The organism is Aquamicrobium defluvii (assembly GCF_004363725.1).
Lineage (GTDB): Bacteria > Pseudomonadota > Alphaproteobacteria > Rhizobiales > Rhizobiaceae > Mesorhizobium > Mesorhizobium defluvii.
This window is the reverse complement of the sequence record NZ_SNZF01000001.1, coordinates 96,840-116,769: the sequence shown is the minus strand read 5'-3', so window position 1 is coordinate 116,769 and position 19,930 is coordinate 96,840. Positions and strand designations below refer to the sequence as shown.

Below are 19,930 nucleotides of genomic sequence, written 5' to 3'. Positions count from 1 at the left end.
TTCCCTCAAACCGGCTTCTTGCCGAAGACGCGGACATATTCGTCCACGCCGCCCCTGGCGAGCGCCTTGGCCTGCTTGACCCAGTCCTCGCGCTCGATGCGGCCGTGGAAATTGAGATAGCCGTCGACCCACTCGCGCTCGGCCTTCTTCCACGATGCAACCTGCGCAAAGGTGAAAATGCCGAGCTCGTGCAGAACCTTCTCGTTCTTCGGGCCAACACCCGAAATCAGCTTGAGGTCATCGACCATGGCCGGACGGGCAATGCCAGCCGGACGGTTCTTGTCGTCAAGAGACGGCTTTGCCGGCTTGGCAGCGGGCGCGGCAACGCTTGCGGCCTTCTCGGCCTCCGGTGCGGCTTTCACCTTCGACGGGGTCTTCAGCGCCGGACTGGTCTCGGGCGCATCGGTCTTCGGCTTGCCGGCATTGGACGGAGGCACTGCCGCGCCAGCGGCGGCCCCGGCCGCATCGGCCTTCGCCTCGCGGGCACGGGCCGACTTCAGAACGGCTTTCTCGTCGGTCAGCGCGGTGAACCCGCCTTCCGGCGCAGAGAAGAAGCGATCGACCTGCGGCCCGGTAGGCACGGAATCGCCCCTGCCCGCCTCGAACTCGTCGATGATCTCGGCCAGACGCTCGGGCGTCAGGTCTTCATAGGAATCCTTGAAGATCATGACCATCGGCGCGTTCACGCAGGCGCCCTGGCACTCGACCTCTTCCCACGACAGCGTTCCATCCTCGTTGGTGTGGAACTGCTCATGATGGATTTTGGAGCGACACACATCCATCAGCTCGCCCGCGCCGCGCAGCATGCACGGCGTCGTGCCGCAGACCTGAATATGGGCGCGCGTGCCGACCGGCTTCAACTGGAACTGCGTGTAGAAGGTCGCGACTTCGAGGCCGCGGATATATGGCATGCCCAGCATGTCGCAGATCTGCTCGATTGCGGCTTTGGTCACCCAGCCATCCTGCTCCTGAGCAAGCATGAGCAGCGGGATGATCGCCGATTGCTGGCGGCCTTCCGGATATTTTGCGATCCACTTCTGCGCAGCCGAAGCGAACTCCTCGTTGAAGGAGAATGCTGCTGGCTGGACGCTGGCATCTGCGAGACGGCGAACGGACATTAGCGGTCGACCTCACCAAAGACGATGTCGAGGGAGCCGAGGATGGCTGCGACGTCCGCAAGCATGTAGCCCTTGCACAGGAAATCCATGGCCTGCAAATGGGCGAAGCCCGGCGCGCGCAGCTTGCAGCGATACGGCTTGTTGGTTCCGTCCGACACCAGATAGACGCCGAACTCGCCCTTCGGCGCTTCGACGGCCGCATAAACCTCGCCGGCCGGCACCTTGTAACCCTCGGTATAGAGCTTGAAGTGATGGATCAGCGCTTCCATCGAGCGCTTCATCTCGCCACGCTTCGGCGGCACCACCTTGCCGTCCAGGTTGGAGACGGGGCCGGTGCTTTCCTTGCCGAGCAGAAGATCGACGCACTGGCGCATGATCCGCGCCGACTGGCGCATCTCTTCCATGCGAATGAGATAGCGGTCGAAATTGTCGCCGTTCTTGCCGATCGGAATGTCGAAATCCATTTCGGAGTAGCACTCGTAGGGCTGCGACTTGCGCAGGTCCCACGCCGCGCCCGAACCGCGCACCATGACGCCCGAGAAACCCCATGCCCATGCATCGTCCAGCGACACCACGCCGATATCGACGTTGCGCTGCTTGAAGATGCGGTTGGGTGTCAGCAGCGCATCGAGATCGTCGATGGTCCTGAGGAACGGGTCGATCCACTTGCCGATGTCCTCGATCAGCTTCTGCGGCAGGTCCTGATGCACGCCGCCCGGGCGGAAATAGGCCGCATGCATGCGCGAACCGGAAGCCCGCTCATAGAAGACCATCAGCTTCTCGCGCTCAACGAATCCCCACAGCGGCGGGGTCAGCGCGCCGACGTCCATGGCCTGCGTCGTCACATTGAGGATGTGCGACATGATGCGGCCGATTTCGGAATAGAGCACGCGGATGATCTGCCCGCGCTTCGGAACCTCGATGCCCAGCAGGCGCTCGACCGCCAGGGCGTAGGCATGCTCCTGATTCATGGGCGAGCAATAGTCGAGCCGGTCCAGATAGGGCACGGCCTGAAGATAGGTCTTGGCCTCCATCAGCTTCTCGGTGCCGCGATGCAACAGACCGATATGCGGATCGACGCGGTCGACCACCTCGCCGTCCAACTCCAGCACGAGACGCAGCACGCCGTGCGCAGCCGGATGCTGCGGGCCGAAGTTGATGTTGAAATTGCGGACGGAGGTTTCAGCCATTTACTGCTTCACCTTTTCATCGCCGGGCAGCACGTAGTCGGTGCCCTCCCACGGCGAGAGGAAGTCGAAATTGCGGAACTCCTGCTTCAGCTCGACAGGCTCGTAAACGACGCGCTTTGCCTCGTCGTCGTAACGCACCTCGACAAAGCCGGTGAGAGGGAAGTCCTTGCGCAGCGGATGCCCTTCGAAGCCGTAGTCGGTCAGGATGCGGCGCAGGTCCGGATGACCGGAGAACAGCACGCCGTAGAGGTCGTAGGTCTCCCGCTCGAACCAGTCGGCTCCCGGCCAGACACCGGTGACGGAGGGAACGACCGTCTCCTCGCCGGCCTGAACCTTGAGGCGCAGGCGCAGGTTCCTCGTCGGCGACAGCAGGTGATAGACAACGTCGAAACGGTCGAACCGCTCCGGATAATCCGCGCCGGAAACATCGATCATCGACACAAACCGGCATCTGGCGTCGTCGCGCACGAAGCGCGCCAGAGTGACGATATCGGCAGGCGCGACGGTCATCGTCAGCTCGCCGAAAGCCAGCTCGCTATGCAGAATCTCGACACCGCAATTGGCTTCGATATGGGCGGCCAGTTCCCTGAGTGCTTCACTCATTCTTGTCACCGCTCGATGGTGCCGGTACGCCGGATTTTCTTCTGCAACAGAAGAAGGCCGTACATCAGCGCCTCGGCGCTTGGCGGACAACCCGGCACATAGATATCGACGGGCACGACGCGGTCGCAGCCGCGCACCACCGAATAGGAATAATGGTAGTAGCCGCCGCCATTGGCGCACGACCCCATGGAGATCACGTAACGCGGCTCCGGCATCTGGTCGTAAACCTTGCGCAGCGCCGGCGCCATCTTGTTGGTCAGCGTCCCGGCCACGATCATGACGTCCGACTGGCGCGGCGAGGCGCGCGGCGCAATGCCGAAGCGCTCGCTGTCATAGCGCGGCATGGCCGAGTGAATCATCTCGACGGCGCAACAGGCCAGCCCGAACGTCATATACATCAGCGAGCCGGTACGGGCCCAAGTGATCAGCGCCTCGGTCGAGGTGACAATGAATCCCTTGTCGGCCAGTTCGTCATTGATGCCGATGAAGAACGGGTCGTCCGAGCCCACCGGCTTGCCGGTGCGCGGATCCAGAACGCCCTTTGGCTGCGGCGCGACAAGCGTGCCGGAATTGCCGATCAATCCCATTCCAGCGCCCCTTTCTTCCACTCATATATGAAGCCGACGGTGAGAACGCCAAGGAACACCATCATCGACCAGAAGCCGAGCATGCCAATGTCGCCGAACGAAACGGCCCACGGGAACAGGAAAGCCACCTCGAGATCGAAGATGATGAACAGGATCGACACCAGATAGAACCGGATGTCGAACTTCATGCGCGCATCGTCGAACGAGTTGAAGCCGCACTCGTAGGCGGACAGCTTCTCGGGATCCGGATCGCGGTAGGCAACCAGAAAGGGCGCTACGATGAGCGCCAGCCCGATCACCAGTGCCACGCCGATGAATATGACGATCGGCAGATACGAACTCAGCAATTCGTTCATGCTGCAACTTTCCGTTGGCGGCGGATCCGCCTGAAACTAGCGCAGCCGGCCCTGTTACGGAAGCGTGACAGATTTGCCCCCGGAACCCTTTCGGCCCCATGCTGCAACGCGGCGAGGGTTAGCGCAGGCGGATTGCCGAAGCAAGTCAAACCTTGATCAAAACGCTGCACCGCACACTATCTGCGACAAAACTGATCATCCTTGATTTCCTTCACTTTTAACTCCACTTTTATTCCTGACAGTATTCCGGCGGTTTGGCTGCTAGCCTGCCGGAATCGGGTGTTCGTAGACCATGCCCGCAGACAGACCTGGATCGCATGAAGGAAATCCTCTCGACAGCTCTGGCACGACGCGTCGCACTGGCCGCACAGGGGTTCGGCGGCCCTCGCGCAAAAAGTGCGCCGGGCCGTCGACATATCTCGCGCGTCGTCTCGCGCACGGCGCTTTTGCAGATCGACTCGGTCAGCGCCGTGGTGCGCGCGCACTACATGCCTGTTTATTCCCGCCTCGGCCCCTACCCTTTGTCCTTGCTGGATGAGGCTGCCCGTCCGGGGGCAAGGCGCCTGTTTTTCGAATACTGGGCGCATGAGGCATCGCTCCTGCCCCTGGAAACATGGCCGCTGCTGCGCTGGCGCATGGAAAGGGCGGCACGCGGCGAAGGGATGTACAGCGGGTTGGCAAGATTCGGCCGCGAACGGCCGGCCTTCATCGAGGAGATCTTCCGCGAAATCGAGGCCCGGGGGCCACTGGCGGCTTCCGACATGGACGGCCACAAGGGGTCGGGCGGCTGGTGGGGCTGGAGCGACGCCAAGGCGGCCTTCGAATGGCTGTTCTGGGCCGGACGGATCACCACCGCCTACCGCCGTGGCTTCGAGCGTGTCTACGACCTGCCGGGGCGCGTGCTGCCGCGCGCCATCCTCGACATGCCCGTTCCCGCGACGGCGGATGCCCAGCGCGAACTGCTGCGCATTTCCGCCCGTGCCCACGGCATCGCAACTGCCGCCTGCCTGCGCGATTATTTCCGGCTCCCGGCCACCGAGGCAGCCGCCCGCATCGCCGAGCTTGTCGAGGAGGGGGAACTGGTTCCCGTTGCTGTCGCGGGATGGGCGCGGCAAGCCTATCTGCATCGCGACGCACGCCTCCCCCGCAGGGTCGGGGCCCGCGCCCTGCTTGCGCCTTTCGATCCTTTGGTCTTCGAGCGGGATCGCACCGAAAAGCTGTTCGGGTTCCGCTACCGCATCGAAATCTACACGCCGGCAGAGAAACGGCAGTATGGCTACTATGTCCTGCCCTTTCTGCTGGGCGACAGGATCGTCGCGCGTGTCGATCTCAAGGCGGACCGCCCGGCCGGGGTATTGCGCGTCCACGCCGCCTACGCCGAACCGGGCGCGCCCGCCGGGACCGCAGCGGCCCTCCTTGCGGAACTCGCACAGATGCGCGACTGGCTGGGGCTCGAGCGCATCGAGGCCACGCCAGCCGGCGATCTCGGCCCGACGCTGGCGGACATGATCGCGTCGTAACCGCGCGTTGACAGCGCCCCCTGCTCGGGCCTAAATCCGCCATGACGGTCTCCTTTCCCAAAGGAAGGGAGCTAAGAGGGAATGCGGTGCGGGAATGTTCCCAACTCCGCAGCTGTCCCCGCAACTGTAAGCGGCGAGCCTGTGCCGGACGCCACTGGGTGAAAACCCGGGAAGGCGGCATCAGGGCCACAACCCGCAAGCCAGGAGACCTGCCGTCTGCGTGAAATGAGCCGAAAGCCTGGCGGGTGACCCGGGCAAGGAGCAGATAGTGGATTCAGGCCCGGCCACTCAGACCGAACCAGCCGCCAGCATCACCGGAGCCGGCACGACAATCGTCGTCTGTATCTCGTGCCGGGATGCCAGCGGCTCCGATGCGCATCCCCGTGCCGGCGAAAGGCTGGCCGAGGATACGCGCCGCGCCGCCGCCGGTCAGCCGGTCGAGGTGCGCACCGTCGAATGCCTCGGCAATTGCAAGCGCAGGCTCAGCGCCTCCATCCTGCACGATGGCGCATGGAGCTATGTCTTCGGCGATCTCGCCGAAGACAGCGGCGCCGATCTGGTTGCCGGCGCCAGCCTGCTCGCGACCGCGGAGGACGGCAAGATCCCATGGCGGGGCCGTCCCGATTCGCTCAGGCGCGGCCTTGTCGCGCGCATTCCTCCCCTTATGCCTCTGAAGGACCAATCATGACCGCAAACGCCACCCGCGTGCCCTGCACCGTCGTCACCGGCTTCCTTGGTGCCGGCAAGACCACGCTGATCCGCAACCTGCTGGAACAATCCGCAGGCAAGCGCCTCGCCCTCATCGTCAACGAGTTCGGCGATGTCGGAGTCGATGGCGAAATCCTGAAGGGTTGCGGCATCGACACCTGTCCGGAAGAGAACATCGTCGAACTGGCCAATGGCTGCATCTGCTGCACGGTGGCCGACGATTTCGTGCCGGCGCTCGACCAGATCCTGTCGCGCACGCCGAAGGTCGATCACATCCTGATCGAGACTTCCGGCCTCGCCCTGCCGAAGCCGCTGGTGCAGGCATTCCAGTGGCCGACGGTCAAAAGCCGTGTCACCGTCGATGGCGTGATCGCCGTGGTCGATGGCCCGGCCCTTGCCGAGGGCAAGGTCGCCTCCGACATGGACGCGCTCGCCGCCCAGCGCGCGCAAGACGAGTCGCTCGACCATGACGACCCCATCGAGGAGGTCTTCGAGGATCAGGTGGCCTGCGCCGACCTCATCATCCTGTCCAAGAACGACCTGCTCGATGAAGCCGCCGCCGAGCGCGCCCGCAAGATCGTGGACGCCCATATCGGGCCTGCGGTGAAGGTGGTCCCGTCCGGGCACGGCAAGGTCGACCCGTCGATCCTGCTCGGCCTCGGCCTCGCCGTCGAGGACGACATCGAGAACCGCAAGTCGCATCATGACGGCGTCGGCGATCACGAGCATGACGATTTCGACACTTTCGTCATCGACGTCCCTGCCGTTGCCGACCCGGACGATCTGGCTCGTCGCATCGCCGCCGCCGCCGAACAGGAGGACGTGTTGCGCGTGAAGGGTTTCGTGGAAGTGGCCGGCAAGCCGATGCGCCTGCTGGTTCAGGCTGTCGGTCCCCGCGTCAATCATTACTATGATCGCGCCTGGACAGCCGGGGACGATCGCCGCTCGCGGCTGATCGTCATTGGCCTCAAGGGTCTCGACCAGCCGGCAATCGAGAAGATACTGGCGGGCTGAACACAACAGGGCGCCTCTTGCTTTCATCAGGATTGAACGATGCACATCCTGACCACCACTTCCGCCTCGCTCGACGATGTCGTCGAGCCGGTCGACCTGCGCCAGACGCCGGGCGAGGTGGTGGCGCTGTCCTTTACCGACAGCGATCTGGCAGCCCTTGCGTCTGCATGGAAGGCCGAGGCGGATCGCCTGCCCTCCATGCGGCTTGCGGCCCTGCGCGATCTGCGCCACCCCATGTCCGTGGACCTGTGGGTGGATAGCGTCGCGAGGCATGCAAAGGTCATTCTGGTGCGGCTTCTGGGCGGCTACGACTGGTGGCGCTATGGCTGCGACCAGCTTGCCGCCATCGCCCGCGCCAGGGGCATCAGACTTGCCCTGCTGCCCGGCGAATGCCGCGACGAGGACGAGCGGCTGGCGCAGGCTTCCACCCTGCCCCGCGACGAGCTTTCCCTGCTTCTCGGTTATTTCCGCGAGGGCGGCCCGGCCAATATGCAGGCGCTGGTGCGCCGTCTGGCAAGGCTCGCCGGCCATGTGGCCGAAGCGCCGGCACCCGAGCCCGTGCCGAGAGCCGGCTACCATGAGCCCGGATCGGGCGTGGTCGAACGGCCGGCATCCTGTCGGGCACCCGTCGTGCCGGTGCTGTTCTACCGTTCCATGCTGCTGGCGAACGACATCGCCCCCATCGACGCGCTGACCGCTGAACTGTGCAGCACCGGCATCGCGGCGGTGCCTGTCTTCGTCTCCAGCCTGAAAGATGCGGCCTCGCTCGCTTTCGTCGAGGAGGCAATCGCGGCCCTGCAACCGGCGGCCATCGTCACCGCCACGGCCTTTGCCTCCGGTGCCGAACCGGGCGCGGAAACGCTGTTCGACCGCACCGGCATTCCGGTGTTTCAGGTGGTCGTGGCCACGACGAAACGCGAGGCATGGGAAAGCGGCCAGCGCGGCCTTGCGCCCGCCGACCTCGCCATGCACGCCGTTCTGCCGGAACTCGACGGGCGCATCATGGCAGGTGCCATCTCCTTCAAGGCGGAAGCGGAGGCCGATGCCGCACTTGGCCTGCGCGCCCAGATCAACCAGCCGGTGCCCGACCGCGTCGCGCAGGTGGCCCGGCGGCTTTGCGCCTTCCTGCGCCTGCGCGCCACGCCGCCGGCTGAACGGCGCGTCGTCATCCTCATTCCGGATTATCCGAGCGCGCCCGGCCGTACCGGCTATGCCGTCGGCCTGGATGTGCCCAACAGCGTGCTCGCCATGCTGCAAGACCTGAAGGACGCCGGCTATGTCGTTGACCGGATTCCGCAATCGCCGCGCGCCCTGCTCGATATGATCGACCGTGGCACCCACGGCCTTGCCGCTGACGACTATATTGCCCTCTTCAGCGAACTCCCCGCCGCGGCACGCGAGGCCGTCCTCGGCGCATGGGGCAAGCCTGCCGGAACCCGCTTCACGTTCCGCGCCGCCAGTTTCGGCAACGTCACGGTAGCCCTCGCCCCGGATCGCGGTCGCTCCGAGGACCGCCGCGCCGACTACCACGACCCCACCCTGCCCCCGCGCCATGAACTGGTCGCCTTCGGCCTGTGGATGCAGAAGGCGCTGGGCGCGCATGCCATCGTCCATGTCGGCGCGCACGGAACGCTGGAATGGCTGCCGGGCAAGACCGTTGCGCTCAGCGAAGCCTGTTTCCCCGAGATCGTCACCGGGCCGCTGCCGGTCGTCTATCCGTTCATCGTCTCCAACCCCGGCGAGGCGGCGCAGGCCAAGCGGCGCATTTCGGCCGTCACGCTCGGCCATCTGCCCCCGCCGCTGGTCAGCGCAGAACTGGATGAACACCAACAGAAACTCGAACGGCTGGTGGATGAATATGCGCAGGCCGACGGCCTCGATCGCCGCCGCCGCGACCGGCTGGCGAAGCTGATTGTCGAGACGGCCGGCGAGACCGGGCTTGCCGTCGAGGCCGGCGTGACCGGCACCGACGCGCCCGACGAGGCACTGCGCCGCATCGATGCCTGGCTTTGCGACCTCAAGGATTTCGCCATCAAGGACGGCCTGCATATCTATGGCCGCGCTCAGGCCGACGAAAACGATCCGCTGCGCCTGCAAAGCGCCGAAGCGGAAAAATCCGCGCTTCTCGCCGCACTCGATGGCCGCCACGTTACGGCCGGCCCGTCCGGCGCACCGGCGCGCGGCCGCACAGACGTGTTGCCGACCGGCCGCAACCTGTTCACCGCCGATCCGCGCACCATGCCCACGCCCACCGCCTTCGATCTCGGCAAGGCGGCGGCTGGCGAGGTGGTGACGACCTATGTCCAGACTCATGGTGATTGGCCGCGTTCGCTGGTCATCGACCTGTGGGGTTCGGCCTCGCTGCGCACCGGCGGCGAGGAAATCGCGCAGGGGCTGGCGCTGATGGGCTGCCGCCCGCAATGGGACGCCGCCACCGGCCGTGTGACCGGCATCGAGGTGCTGCCGCCGGCCGTGCTCGGCCGTCCGCGCGTCGATGTCACCTGGCACATTTCCGGCCTGTTCCGCGACATGTTCCCGACCCAGATCGCGCTGATCGACGCCGCCGCGCGCGCGGTTGCGGTCCGTGACGAGACCGACGATGAAAACCCGCTGGCCGCTCTTGCCCGCGCGGAAGGCCGCGTCGGCCCGCGCATCTTCGGCTCCTCGCCCGGCACATACGGCGCGGGCATCGAAAGCCTGCTTGCCAGCGGCGACTGGGAAAGCCGCGAGGAGATCGGCCGCGCCTATCTGGACAGCGCCTCGCACGCCTATGGCGGCGCGGAGGGCGAAGGCGTGGCCGCACCCGGCGCGTTCGCCGACCGGCTGTCGGAGGCCGATCTGCTGGTCCACACCGGCGACGACTCCGGCCGCGACATTCTCGAAGGCTCCGCCGATGTCGCCTTCATCGGCGGTTTTTCCGCCGCGCTTGCAGCGCTTGGCCGCAACGCCGACGTCATCGTGCTCGACACCACCGACCCGGCAAGGCCGAAGCCGCGTTCGGTGTCGGAAGCCGTTTCCCGCGTGGTGCGCGCCCGTGCCGTCAACCCGCGCTTCATCGCCGGCCAGATGCGCCACGGCCCGCGCGGTGCTTCCGAATTCGCCGAAACCGTGGACCGGCTGGTCGGTTTCGCCGAAACCACGCACGCCATTCCGGGCGCGCTGATCGAGGCCGTCCACGACGCCTATCTGGGAGATAATGAGGTGCGCGCCTTCCTGCTGCGCGAAAACCGGGAAGCCGCAGCGCTCATCGCCGAGCGCTTCCTCGCCGCCCGCCGGCGCGGCCTGTGGCACCCGCTTCGCAACGCGATAGACGACGACCTCGCCGCGCTGATCGCCGAGGCAAGGCAGGCGGCGGCATGAACGCCTTCGCCAGACGCGGCGCCTGTCCCGCCCTTTCCGCACCGATGCAGACCGGCGACGGCCTGCTCGCCCGTCTCCACACCATTGCTGGAGGTTTGCCGCCCAGGGCGTTGATCGGACTCTGCGAATCGGCCCTGCGCCATGGCAATGGCATCATCGACGTGACGGCGCGCGGCTCGATCCAGATTCGAGGTCTCACGCCATCTTCTGCGCAAGCGCTCGCCCGCGAGGTCGATGCGCTGGAGATTGACGTGCGCACCGGCGTGCCGGTCGAGACCGGCCCGCTGGCCGGCATCGACGCCGGGGAAATCGCCGACCCGCGACCGCTGGCAAGTGAAATCCGGAACGCCATCGAAAAGGCCGGCCTTGCCGCACGGCTCGGCCCCAAGGTTTCCGTGGTGGTGGATGGCGGCGGCCGCCTGCCGATGGACGCCGTGCTGGCCGATGTGCGGCTTGTCGCTTCATCCTCGGGATGGTTGCTTTCGACAGGCGGCACGGCTGCCAGTGCCCGCCGGATAGGCATAGTCAACGACGCGCAAGCCTGCATCGCAGCCATCGCCATCCTCGAAGCCGTCGCCACTTTGGGCCGCGAGGCAAGGGCGCGCGATCTGGCCGATCCGCACAGGATCATTGCGGCAATACCCCTCTCCGCAAGGCCAGAGAGGAGCAATCCTCAGGCCCCGTCGACAGCTGCTTCCATTACCATGTTCCCGCTGGCAGATGGCACGCTGGCACTCGGCATCGCCCTGCCTTTCGGCTCGATGCCCGCCGAAAACATCGCCGCACTTGCGCAAGGCGCCATTGCGCTCGGCGTAACGGAAATCCGTCCCGCCCCATCCCGTGCGCTGCTGTTTCCCGGCATGAACGGTGATGCCTGCGACACCCTGCGCGATGCCGCCGCCTCTCTAGGCTTCATCACCGACGCTGCCGATCCGCGCCTGTCGATTGCCGCCTGCCCCGGCGCTCCCGCCTGCGGTTCGGGCAGGATCGCCACGCGGGCCTTGGCCGAACGCATCGCCGCCCGCCATGCGGATTTGCTCGACGGCTCCTTCACGCTCCACGTTTCGGGCTGCGCAAAGGGCTGTGCGCATCCCGCTCCAACCGCCCTCACCCTCGCCGGCCATGACCTTGATGACCATGACGGCGGCGCGGGAATCGCGCTGGACGCAACCGCTCGGGCTCCAGCCGCCGAAGCGCATGTTGTCGCTGACGCGCAAGCCGGCATCGCCCGCGTCGCTTCACTGGTGCAACACATGCGCCATCCTGACGAAACCGTCGCCGCCTGCCTCGCCCGGCTGGGCGCTGCTGCCGTGACCACCGCCTTCATGCAGGGACGAGAATGACCGCCTACGATTACATACGCGACGGCAACGCCATCTATGAGCGCTCCTTCGCCATCATCCGCGCCGAGGCGGACCTGTCGCGCCTTTCGCCGCCGGAAGCCGAGATCGCCATCCGCATGATCCATGCCTGCGGCGATGTCGAAACGGCAAGGCATTTTGTCTTCGGCCCCGGCTTCGTGGAGGCGGCGCGCGCGGCCCTGCAAGCTGGCGCACCCATCTTCTGCGATGCCGAGATGGTGGCGCGCGGCGTCACCCGCGCCCGCCTGCCCGCCGACAACGAGGTGATCTGCACGCTGCGCGACCCGCGCACGGCGGAAATCGCTCATGCCATCGGCAACACCCGCTCCGCCGCCGCGCTCGACCTGTGGGGCGAACGCATGGAAGGCGCGGTCGTCGCCATCGGCAATGCGCCGACCGCCCTCTTCTACCTGCTGGAGAAACTGCGCGACGGCGCGCCGAAACCGGCCGCCATCATCGGCATGCCAGTCGGCTTCGTCGGCGCGGCCGAATCCAAGGATGCCCTGGCCGAAAATTCTTATGGCGTACCCTTCGCCATCGTGCGCGGCCGGCTGGGCGGCAGCGCCATGACCGCCGCCGCCCTTAATGCGCTGGCGAGGCCGGGCCTGTGAGCACGCAAGCAACCACCGGCCGCCTGATCGGCGTCGGCACCGGCCCCGGCGACCCAGAATTGCTGACGCTGAAGGCGGTGCGCGCGCTGGCTGAGGCCGATGTCGTGGCCCATTTCGCCAAGCGCCGTTCCAACGGCAATGCGCGCGCCATCGTCGAGGGCCATATCAGGCCCGGCACGGCGGAACTGCCGCTGCACTATCCGGTCACCATCGAGATCGACAAGGATCACGCCGACTACAAGGCGCAGATCCTCGCCTTCTACGAGGAATCGGCGGCACAGGTGGCCGAACACCTTGCAGCCGGCCGCACCGTCGCCGTGCTGTCGGAGGGCGATCCGCTGTTCTACGGCTCCTACATGCATCTGCATGTGCGCCTCGCCCACCGTTTTCCGACAGAGGTCATCCCCGGCGTCACCGCCATGTCGGGCTGCTGGTCGGCCACCGGCGAGCCCATCGTGCAGGGCGACGACGTGCTGACCGTTCTGCCCGGCACCATGGGCGAGGCCGAGCTTGCGCGCCGCCTTGCGGATACCGACGCCGCCGTCATCATGAAGGTCGGCCGCAACCTGCCCAAGATCAGGCGCGCGCTGGCCGCCTCGAACCGGCTCGAAAAGGCGATCTATGTCGAGCGCGGCACCATGGCCAATGGCGCGTCCATGCGCCTTGCCGAAAAGCCTGACGATGACGCTCCCTATTTCAGCATCATCCTCGTCGCCGGCTGGGAAAACCGGCCGGGCGAGCGCGCTTCGGGAGTGGTGGTATGACCGGCCGCCTCGCCATCATCGGGCTCGGCCCCGGCAATGAAGCGCAGGTAACGCCGGAGGCCAGCCGGGCGGTCGAGCAGGCGGCCTTCTTCTACGGCTACAAGCCCTATGTCGACCGGCTCGAACTGCGGCACGACCAGACCCGCATCTCCTCCGACAATCGCGAGGAACTGGCGCGGGCGAAGGAGGCCCTGGCAAAGGCCGTCGAAGGCCACAGCGTCGCCGTGGTGTCCGGCGGCGATCCCGGCGTATTCGCCATGGCCGCGGCCGTATGCGAGGCGATCGAGTCCGGTCCCGAGGCATGGAAGGCGCTCGACATCGAGATCGTGCCCGGCATCACCGCCATGCTGGCGGTGGCGGCGCGCATCGGCGCGCCCCTCGGCCACGATTTCTGCGCCATATCGCTGTCGGACAACCTGAAACCATGGGACCTGATCGAACTGCGCCTGCTGGCGGCGGCCGGCGCGGGTTTCGTCGTCGCGCTCTACAACCCGATCAGCAAGTCGCGCCCCTGGCAGCTCGGCCGCGCCTTCGAGGCGCTGTCCGCCATCCTGCCCGGCACCGTGCCGGTGGTGTTCGGCAGCGCCGCCGGCCGGCCGGACGAGCGCATGGAGGTCTGCCTGCTGGCGGATGCCAAGCCGGAGATGGCCGACATGGCCACCTGCATCATCGTCGGCTCCACCGAGACGCGCATCATCAGGCGCGGCGAAAAGCCGGCGCTGGTCTACACGCCGCGCGCCGCGACGAGGCCGAAATGAGCCACCGCCATTTCGACCAGCCCCTCGACGGTCGACGCAGCCGGCACCTGCGGCAGTTCCGGCCGGCGGATCATGATCACCTCGATGCCGAGCGCCCTTGCCGCCGCGATCTTGCCATGGCTGGCCGCCCCGCCGCTATCCTTGGAGACGATGGCATCGATGCGATGGGCGGCCAGCAATTCGCGCTCCGCCTCCTCCGCGAACGGTCCACGCGCCAGAATGTAGAGTGCATCGGGAACCGCCAGCGGCGGCTCGACCGGATCGACGCTGCGGACGAGGTAGAAGTGCTGCGGGGCAGCCGCGAAGGCACCCGCCTCCTGCCGGCCGATGCTCAGAAACACGCGGCGCGGCCGGGACCCGAGCACCCGCACCGCACCCGCCACATCGTCCGCGAACGTCCAGCGGTCGCTGTCCCGCTGTTCCCAGCCCGGACGACGCAGCGCCAGTATCGCGACACCCGCCTCCTGCGCCGCTTCAGCCGCATTGGCGGAAATGCGCGCCGCATAGGGATGCGTGGCATCGATCAGCAGATCGATCCGCTGTTCCGACAGATAACGCGCCAGCCCCTTCGCGCCACCGAAGCCGCCAACGCGCACCGGCACCGGCTGGCGAACCGGGTTTCCGGTGCGACCGGCCAGCGAAAGCGTGACATCGAGTTCGGGAACGGTCGCGAGCCGTTCCGCCGCCTGCCGCGCTTCCGTCGTTCCGCCCAGAATGAGGATGCGCATGTCGGCTGAGGCTCCTTCCCGCCCGTGGCTCACCATCGTCGGCATTGGTGAGGACGGCATATCCGGTCTCGGCGACGAGGCCAAGCAGGCGATTGCAGCCGCACAATTTGTGTTTGGAGGGGCCCGGCATCTGGAACTTGCCCGCCCGTTGATTGCGGGAGAAGCGCGCCGGTGGCCGGTGCCGTTCGACGCGGCCATGAGCGCGGTGACGGCTCTTGCCGGCCGCAAGGTCTGCGTACTGGCCTCGGGTGACCCGTTCTTCCACGGCGTCGGCGTCACACTGGCGCGGAAAATACCGGCGGAGGAAATGCGCACGATCCCCGCGCCTTCCTCCATCTCGCTTGCCACTGCCCGCATGGGCTGGGCCTTGCAGGACGTCGAAACCGTCTCCCTGCACGGTCGCCCCACCGACCTTATCCGGCCGCTGCTGCATCCCGGCGCGCGCATCCTTGCGCTGACTTCGGACGAAGCCGCTCCAGCGGCGATTGCGGCGCTGCTTGCCGGTATTGGCTTCGGGCCAACACGCATCACCGTTCTGGAAGCGCTTGGCGGTGCGAGCGAACGCATGCGCAGCACTCTCGCCGCCTCCTTCAGCATCGAAAACATCAATCCGCTCAATGTTCTGGCGCTGGAGATTGAATCGACACCGCAAGCGCGCATCCTGCCGCTTGCGCATGGCCTCGCCGACGATCTGTTCGAGCATGACGGCCAGATCACCAAGCGCGAGGTGCGCGCGCTGACGCTCTCGGCACTCAGCCCCCGGCGCGGCAAACTGCTGTGGGACATCGGCGCGGGCTCCGGCTCCATCGCCATCGAATGGATGCTGGCGCATCCCTCGCTGAACGCCATCGCCATCGAGGCCAATCCCGAGCGCGCCGCCCGCATCGGCCGCAACGCCGCCGCCTTCGGCGTGCCCGGCCTTGCCATTGTCCAAGGCACAGCCCCCGCAGCACTGGCCGATCTCGAAACGCCGGATGCGATCTTCATCGGCGGCGGAGGCTCCGATCCGGACGTTCTCGACGCGGCGATCCGGGCGCTGCACCCCGGCGGGCGCCTCGTCGCCAATGCCGTCACGCTCGAAATGGAGGCGCTGCTCATCGCCCGTCATGACGGGCTGGGCGGGACGCTCACACGCATTTCCGTGGCGCGCGCGGCCTCCGTCGGCAGCATGACCGGCTGGAAGCCGGCGATGCCGATCACACAATGGAGCTGGGAAAAGCCATGATCGTCGCCGGAATAGGTTGCCGCAAGGGCGTCTCATGCGGGCAGGTGGTGGCAGCCGTCGAATCCGCTCTCGAACCCTACGGCCTGTCGCCCGATTCGTTGTCCGGCCTTGCCACCGCCAGGATGAAATCGGAGGAAAAGGCGATCATCGAGGCCGGCAATGCGTTGCGCCTTCCCGTTTTTCTTGTGGACGGCCCCGCCATGCAGATGGTCTCGCTGCGCAGCCTGACCCGCTCGACGGCATCGCTGTCGGCGGCTGGCACGCCCTCCGTCTCGGAAACGGCCGCGCTTGCCGCGGCCGGCCAGAAATCGCGGCTGCTCGGCCCCCGCTCCGTGCATGGACCGGTGACCTGCGCCATCGCAGTCAATGGAGAAGAGCCGTGACCGTCCATTTCATCGGCGCCGGCCCCGGCGCTGCCGACCTCATCACCCTGCGCGGTGCAAGGCTGCTCGCCTCCTGCCCGGTGTGCCTCTATGCCGGCTCCATCGTTTCGCCCGAACTGCTCGGGCATTGCGGGCCGGGAGCGAAGCTGGTCGACACCGCCCCCATGTCGCTGGACGAGATCGAGGCGGAATATCGCGCCGCCCACGCAGCCGGACAGGATGTGGCGCGGCTGCATTCGGGCGACCTTTCGGTGTGGAGCGCGGTGGCCGAGCAGGTTCGCCGTCTGGAGCGCGCGAGCATTCCCTATACGCTCACCCCCGGTGTCCCCTCCTTCGCGGCCGCCGCCGCCGCTCTTGGCCGCGAACTCACCATCCCGGAAGTGGCGCAAAGCCTTGTGCTGACCCGTGTTTCCGGGCGCGCCTCGAAGATGCCGCCCGGCGAAACGCTGGCCGCCTTCGGCCGCACCGGCTCGACGCTCGCCATCCACCTCGCCATCCACGCCATCGAACAGGTGGTGGCGGAACTGACCCCGCTCTATGGGGCGGATTGCCCGGTGGCAGTCGTGTTCCGCGCCTCATGGCCGGAAGAGCGCATCGTCAGGGCCACGCTGGCGACGATCGAGGGGGAACTCGCCGCCAGCCCCATCGAGCGCTCGGCCATCGTCTTCGTCGGCCGCTCGCTGGCCGCCGGAGATTTTTCCGAGAGCGCGCTCTACGATGCCGCTTATCAGCGCCGCTTCCGCGGCCGGGAGGGCGCATGAGCCTCGACACGCCAAAAGCCGCCCTTGCCGACGCGCTGGCACGCCTCGATTTCGAGCCACGCGTGCTGGAAAACGGCCATGTCTGGCTGGCGGGCGCCGGCCCCGGAGACCCGCGCCTGCTGACCCTCGACGTGCTGGGCGCACTGGCGCAGGCCGACGCCCTCGTCCATGACGCGCTGGTGTCGGCCGAGATCGTCGCCGTCGCCGCGCAGGCGGAGAAATTCCATGTCGGCAAGCGTGGCGGGCGGCTCTCCATCCCGCAGGAGGAGATCAATACGCTGCTGGTGAAGCTCGGCCGGGAAGGCCGCAAGGTGGTGCGGCTGAAAGGCGGTCACCCCTATGTGTTCGGGCGCGGCGGCGAGGAAGCCCGCGCGCTGGCGGAAGCAGGCATTCCCTGGCGGGTCCTGCCGGGCATCACCTCCGCTTTCGGCGGGCTCACCTCGGCAGGCATTCCCGCCACAATGCGCGGCATCAACGGCGCCATCATCCTCGCCACCGGTTTCGCAGCCGTTTCGGATGACCGGCCGGACTGGGCGGCCCTTGCCCGCACCGGCCAGCCCATCGTCATCTATATGGGCCTTACCCACATGGCGGCGACCGTGGCCGACCTGCTGTCCGGCGGGCTTTCGCCCGACACGCCGGCCGCGCTCATCGAAAACGCCACGCTGACGCACGAGCGCACCGTGGTCGCAACGCTCGGCACGCTGGTTTCGGCAGCCGAACGCGAGCAGATCGTCTCGCCGGCGCTGATTGTGGTGGGCCACATCGTGGCGCTGCGCGACAAGCTGGAAGGCAGGCCATGACGGCGCGCGCGATCATCATCGGCGCGCCGCGCTCGGGCTCGGGCAAGACCAGCGTCACCATCGGCCTGCTGCGGGCGCTGGCCCGGCGCGGCCTGCGCGTGCGCGGGGCAAAATCCGGCCCCGACTACATCGATCCCGGCTTCCATGAGGCCGCGACCGGCCTTGCCGGTGTCAATCTCGACAGTTGGGCGATGGCTCGTTCCCTGCTCAACGGGCTGGTCCGACGCGCTGCGGAAGATGCCGACATCGTCGTCCTGGAAAGCGCCATGGGCCTGTTCGACGGCATTCCCGGCACGCCCGGCCGCTCCGGTGCCGCTTCCGATCTCGCCGCGCTGTACGGCGTCCCCACGCTGCTGGTGCTCGACGTGTCCGGCCAGTCCACCACGGTCGCGGCGGTGGCCAAGGGGTTCGCCACCTACCGGCCGGAGGTGCGCATCGCCGGCGTGGTGCTGAACCGGCTGGGGAGTGAACGACATCGCCGCCTGTGCGCCGAGGCCATCGAGGCCCTTGGCCTGCCGGTGGTCGGCGCCATCGAGCGCGACCCGACGCTGACCATGCCGGAGCGCCATCTGGGGCTGGTGCAGGCCGGCGAGCATGACGACCTGATGGCCTTCATCGACCGCATGGCCGACATGGCCGAACGCTCCATCGACCTCGACGCGGTTCTGGAACTGGCCACACCGCTAACCCCACACGATGGAAATTTCACCTGTGCCCTGCCGCCGCCGGGGCAGCGCATTGCCCTTGCGCAGGACCGCGCCTTCACCTTCCTCTACCCGCATGTCGCACGCCGTTGGCGCGATGAGGGCGCGGAGATCGTCCCGTTCTCGCCGCTCGCCGACCAAGCGCCGAGGCCGGATTGCGATGTCTGCTGGCTGCCCGGCGGCTATCCCGAACTGCACGCCGGAACGCTGGCCTCGGCCGGAAAATTCCGCGCCGGAATGGCCGTCTTCGCGAAGGAAAAGCCGGTGCATGGCGAGTGCGGCGGTTATATGGTGCTGGGCGAGGCTATCGAGGATGCCGACGGCGTCACCCACAGGATGCTCGCCCTGCTCGGCCACACCACCAGCTTCGCCAAACGCAAGATGAACCTCGGCTACCGGCAGGCGCGCCTTCTGGCCGACTGTGCGCTGGGAAGCACCGGCGACCATATCCGGGGCCACGAGTTCCACTATGCGCGGGTCACCGACCCCGGCAACGACAGCCCCATTGCCGACCTTGCCGATGGCCAGGGCACCCCGCTTGGCCCGTCCGGCGGCCGGCGCGGCCATGTCAGCGGCACCTTCTTCCATGCCATAGCGCGGGCGGGCGCATGAGGGACCGGCTCAACCCGCTCGACATCGCGCTTTGCCTCGCCTTCTTCACGCGGCTGCCGCTGCCGCATCTCGACTTCCGCGGACGGACGCTGGCCGATGCCATCTGGGCGGCACCCGTTGCCGGGCTGGCGGTGGCTATCATTGCTTCCGCCGCCTATGCGCTTGGCGTGTGGCTCGGCCTGCCCTCGGGTCCCACCGCCGCCCTCGCGCTAGCCGCCGCCATGCTGGCCACCGGATGCCTGCATGAGGACGGGCTGTCCGACGTGGCGGATGGTTTCGGCGGCGGGTCGACGCGTGAGCGCAAGCTGGAGATCATGCGCGACAGCCGCATCGGCTCCTACGGCACTGCTGCGCTGGTCATCTCCCTGCTGCTTCGCTGGAGCACGCTGGCCACCCTCGCAGGGCCGGCGCAGGTGTTCGCCGCCCTCTTCGCCGCCCATTGCGCCTCGCGCGCCCTGCCCGCCGCGCTGATGCATGTCCTGCCGCCGGCCCGCGCGGATGGCCTTTCTGCCAGCGCCGGCACGATTTCGCAGGAGACTGCCTTGCTCGGCGCCGCCATCGGGGCCGTGTCGCTTCTGATCCTCGGGCTCGGCACGGCGCTCGCCGCGCTTATCCTGCTTGGCCTGCTGGTTGCCGGCTTCGCCGCGCTGTGCCGCCGCCAGATCGGCGGCCAGACCGGAGATACCGCTGGCGCGCTCCAGCAACTGGGCGAGATCGCCGTCCTGCTGGTCGCTTCCACCACTTTCATCTGAATCATTTCCGGA

20 protein-coding genes and 1 riboswitch are annotated in these 19,930 nt (G+C 67.2%); of the genes, 14 read left to right on the top strand and 6 right to left on the bottom strand.

Going from position 1 to position 19,930, the window contains the following annotated elements; all coding sequences use genetic code 11:
* Positions 1-5 precede the first annotated feature (5 nt).
* The 5 genes from DES43_RS00585 to DES43_RS00565 are packed head-to-tail and all read right to left on the bottom strand — an operon-like array spanning position 6 to position 3,854.
* Positions 6-1,118, bottom strand: coding sequence for an NADH-quinone oxidoreductase subunit E (locus DES43_RS00585; RefSeq protein ID WP_035023866.1), 1,113 nt, complete (start codon positions 1,116-1,118; stop codon positions 6-8).
* Positions 1,118-2,308 (bottom strand): NADH-quinone oxidoreductase subunit D, encoded by a 1,191-nt coding sequence (locus tag DES43_RS00580; protein ID WP_035023868.1) that lies wholly within the window; start codon positions 2,306-2,308, stop codon positions 1,118-1,120. Before DES43_RS00580 ends, DES43_RS00585 begins: the two co-directional genes overlap by 1 nt.
* Positions 2,309-2,911, bottom strand: a complete 603-nt coding sequence (locus tag DES43_RS00575) for an NADH-quinone oxidoreductase subunit C (protein ID WP_035023870.1) — start codon at positions 2,909-2,911, stop codon at positions 2,309-2,311.
* Positions 2,912-2,916: 5 nt separating this feature from the next.
* Positions 2,917-3,498, bottom strand: coding sequence for a NuoB/complex I 20 kDa subunit family protein (locus tag DES43_RS00570; RefSeq protein WP_035023872.1), 582 nt, complete (start codon positions 3,496-3,498; stop codon positions 2,917-2,919).
* Positions 3,489-3,854, bottom strand: a complete 366-nt coding sequence (locus DES43_RS00565; RefSeq protein ID WP_035023873.1) for an NADH-quinone oxidoreductase subunit A — start codon at positions 3,852-3,854, stop codon at positions 3,489-3,491. Before DES43_RS00565 ends, DES43_RS00570 begins: the two co-directional genes overlap by 10 nt.
* 317 nt (positions 3,855-4,171) lie before the next feature.
* Between DES43_RS00565 and DES43_RS00560 the strand changes: the two genes are divergently transcribed.
* The 8 genes from DES43_RS00560 to DES43_RS00525 all read left to right on the top strand — a co-directional run bounded on the left by DES43_RS00560 (position 4,172) and on the right by DES43_RS00525 (position 13,950).
* Complete coding sequence (locus DES43_RS00560; protein ID WP_035023875.1) at positions 4,172-5,374, top strand: winged helix-turn-helix domain-containing protein; 1,203 nt, start codon at positions 4,172-4,174, stop codon at positions 5,372-5,374.
* Positions 5,375-5,402: 28 nt separating this feature from the next.
* Positions 5,403-5,605: riboswitch (cobalamin riboswitch) on the top strand.
* A gap of 37 nt (positions 5,606-5,642) precedes the next feature.
* Complete coding sequence (locus DES43_RS00555; protein ID WP_051520400.1) at positions 5,643-6,062, top strand: DUF1636 family protein; 420 nt, start codon at positions 5,643-5,645, stop codon at positions 6,060-6,062.
* Positions 6,059-7,096: a cobalamin biosynthesis protein CobW gene (gene cobW, locus DES43_RS00550; protein ID WP_035023877.1), complete on the top strand. Its 1,038-nt coding sequence runs from the start codon at positions 6,059-6,061 to the stop codon at positions 7,094-7,096. Before DES43_RS00555 ends, cobW begins: the two co-directional genes overlap by 4 nt.
* A gap of 39 nt (positions 7,097-7,135) precedes the next feature.
* Entirely contained in the window at positions 7,136-10,456 is a 3,321-nt protein-coding gene (cobN, locus tag DES43_RS00545; RefSeq protein ID WP_035023879.1) for a cobaltochelatase subunit CobN, read from the top strand.
* Positions 10,453-11,799: a precorrin-3B synthase gene (gene cobG / locus DES43_RS00540; protein ID WP_035023881.1), complete on the top strand. Its 1,347-nt coding sequence runs from the start codon at positions 10,453-10,455 to the stop codon at positions 11,797-11,799. The genes cobN and cobG overlap by 4 nt, the downstream gene beginning before the upstream one ends.
* Positions 11,796-12,428, top strand: a complete 633-nt coding sequence (locus DES43_RS00535; protein ID WP_035023883.1) for a precorrin-8X methylmutase — start codon at positions 11,796-11,798, stop codon at positions 12,426-12,428. The genes cobG and DES43_RS00535 overlap by 4 nt, the downstream gene beginning before the upstream one ends.
* Complete coding sequence (locus DES43_RS00530; RefSeq protein WP_035023885.1) at positions 12,425-13,192, top strand: precorrin-2 C(20)-methyltransferase; 768 nt, start codon at positions 12,425-12,427, stop codon at positions 13,190-13,192. The genes DES43_RS00535 and DES43_RS00530 overlap by 4 nt, the downstream gene beginning before the upstream one ends.
* Complete coding sequence (locus DES43_RS00525) at positions 13,189-13,950, top strand: precorrin-3B C(17)-methyltransferase (RefSeq protein WP_035023887.1); 762 nt, start codon at positions 13,189-13,191, stop codon at positions 13,948-13,950. The genes DES43_RS00530 and DES43_RS00525 overlap by 4 nt, the downstream gene beginning before the upstream one ends.
* Here the strand turns inward: DES43_RS00525 and DES43_RS00520 are convergent.
* Positions 13,917-14,678 carry a cobalt-precorrin-6A reductase gene (locus tag DES43_RS00520; protein ID WP_035023889.1) on the bottom strand — a complete coding sequence of 254 codons (762 nt, stop codon included), beginning with the start codon at positions 14,676-14,678 and terminating at the stop codon, positions 13,917-13,919. The two genes, DES43_RS00525 and DES43_RS00520, sit on opposite strands and share 34 nt — an antisense overlap.
* On the opposite strand from DES43_RS00520, the gene DES43_RS00515 reads away from it, so the two are divergent.
* Genes DES43_RS00515 through cobS form a run of 6 tightly spaced genes read left to right on the top strand, consistent with a single transcriptional unit; the run spans position 14,677 to position 19,918 of the window.
* The gene (locus tag DES43_RS00515) at positions 14,677-15,903 is read left to right on the top strand and encodes a bifunctional cobalt-precorrin-7 (C(5))-methyltransferase/cobalt-precorrin-6B (C(15))-methyltransferase (protein WP_035023893.1); all 1,227 of its coding nucleotides are present in this window, start codon (positions 14,677-14,679) and stop codon (positions 15,901-15,903) included. The two genes, DES43_RS00520 and DES43_RS00515, sit on opposite strands and share 2 nt — an antisense overlap.
* A complete protein-coding gene (locus DES43_RS00510; RefSeq protein WP_035024135.1) occupies positions 15,900-16,286 on the top strand; it encodes a cobalamin biosynthesis protein in 387 nt (128 codons plus the stop codon). Before DES43_RS00515 ends, DES43_RS00510 begins: the two co-directional genes overlap by 4 nt.
* Entirely contained in the window at positions 16,283-17,047 is a 765-nt protein-coding gene (gene cobM / locus DES43_RS00505) for a precorrin-4 C(11)-methyltransferase (RefSeq protein ID WP_035023895.1), read from the top strand. The genes DES43_RS00510 and cobM overlap by 4 nt, the downstream gene beginning before the upstream one ends.
* Entirely contained in the window at positions 17,044-17,850 is an 807-nt protein-coding gene (gene cobA / locus DES43_RS00500; protein WP_035023897.1) for a uroporphyrinogen-III C-methyltransferase, read from the top strand. The genes cobM and cobA overlap by 4 nt, the downstream gene beginning before the upstream one ends.
* The gene (locus DES43_RS00495) at positions 17,847-19,166 is read left to right on the top strand and encodes a cobyrinic acid a,c-diamide synthase CobB (protein WP_035023900.1); all 1,320 of its coding nucleotides are present in this window, start codon (positions 17,847-17,849) and stop codon (positions 19,164-19,166) included. Before cobA ends, DES43_RS00495 begins: the two co-directional genes overlap by 4 nt.
* Positions 19,163-19,918, top strand: a complete 756-nt coding sequence (cobS, locus tag DES43_RS00490; RefSeq protein WP_035023902.1) for an adenosylcobinamide-GDP ribazoletransferase — start codon at positions 19,163-19,165, stop codon at positions 19,916-19,918. Before DES43_RS00495 ends, cobS begins: the two co-directional genes overlap by 4 nt.
* The last annotated feature ends 12 nt before the right edge of the window (positions 19,919-19,930 follow it).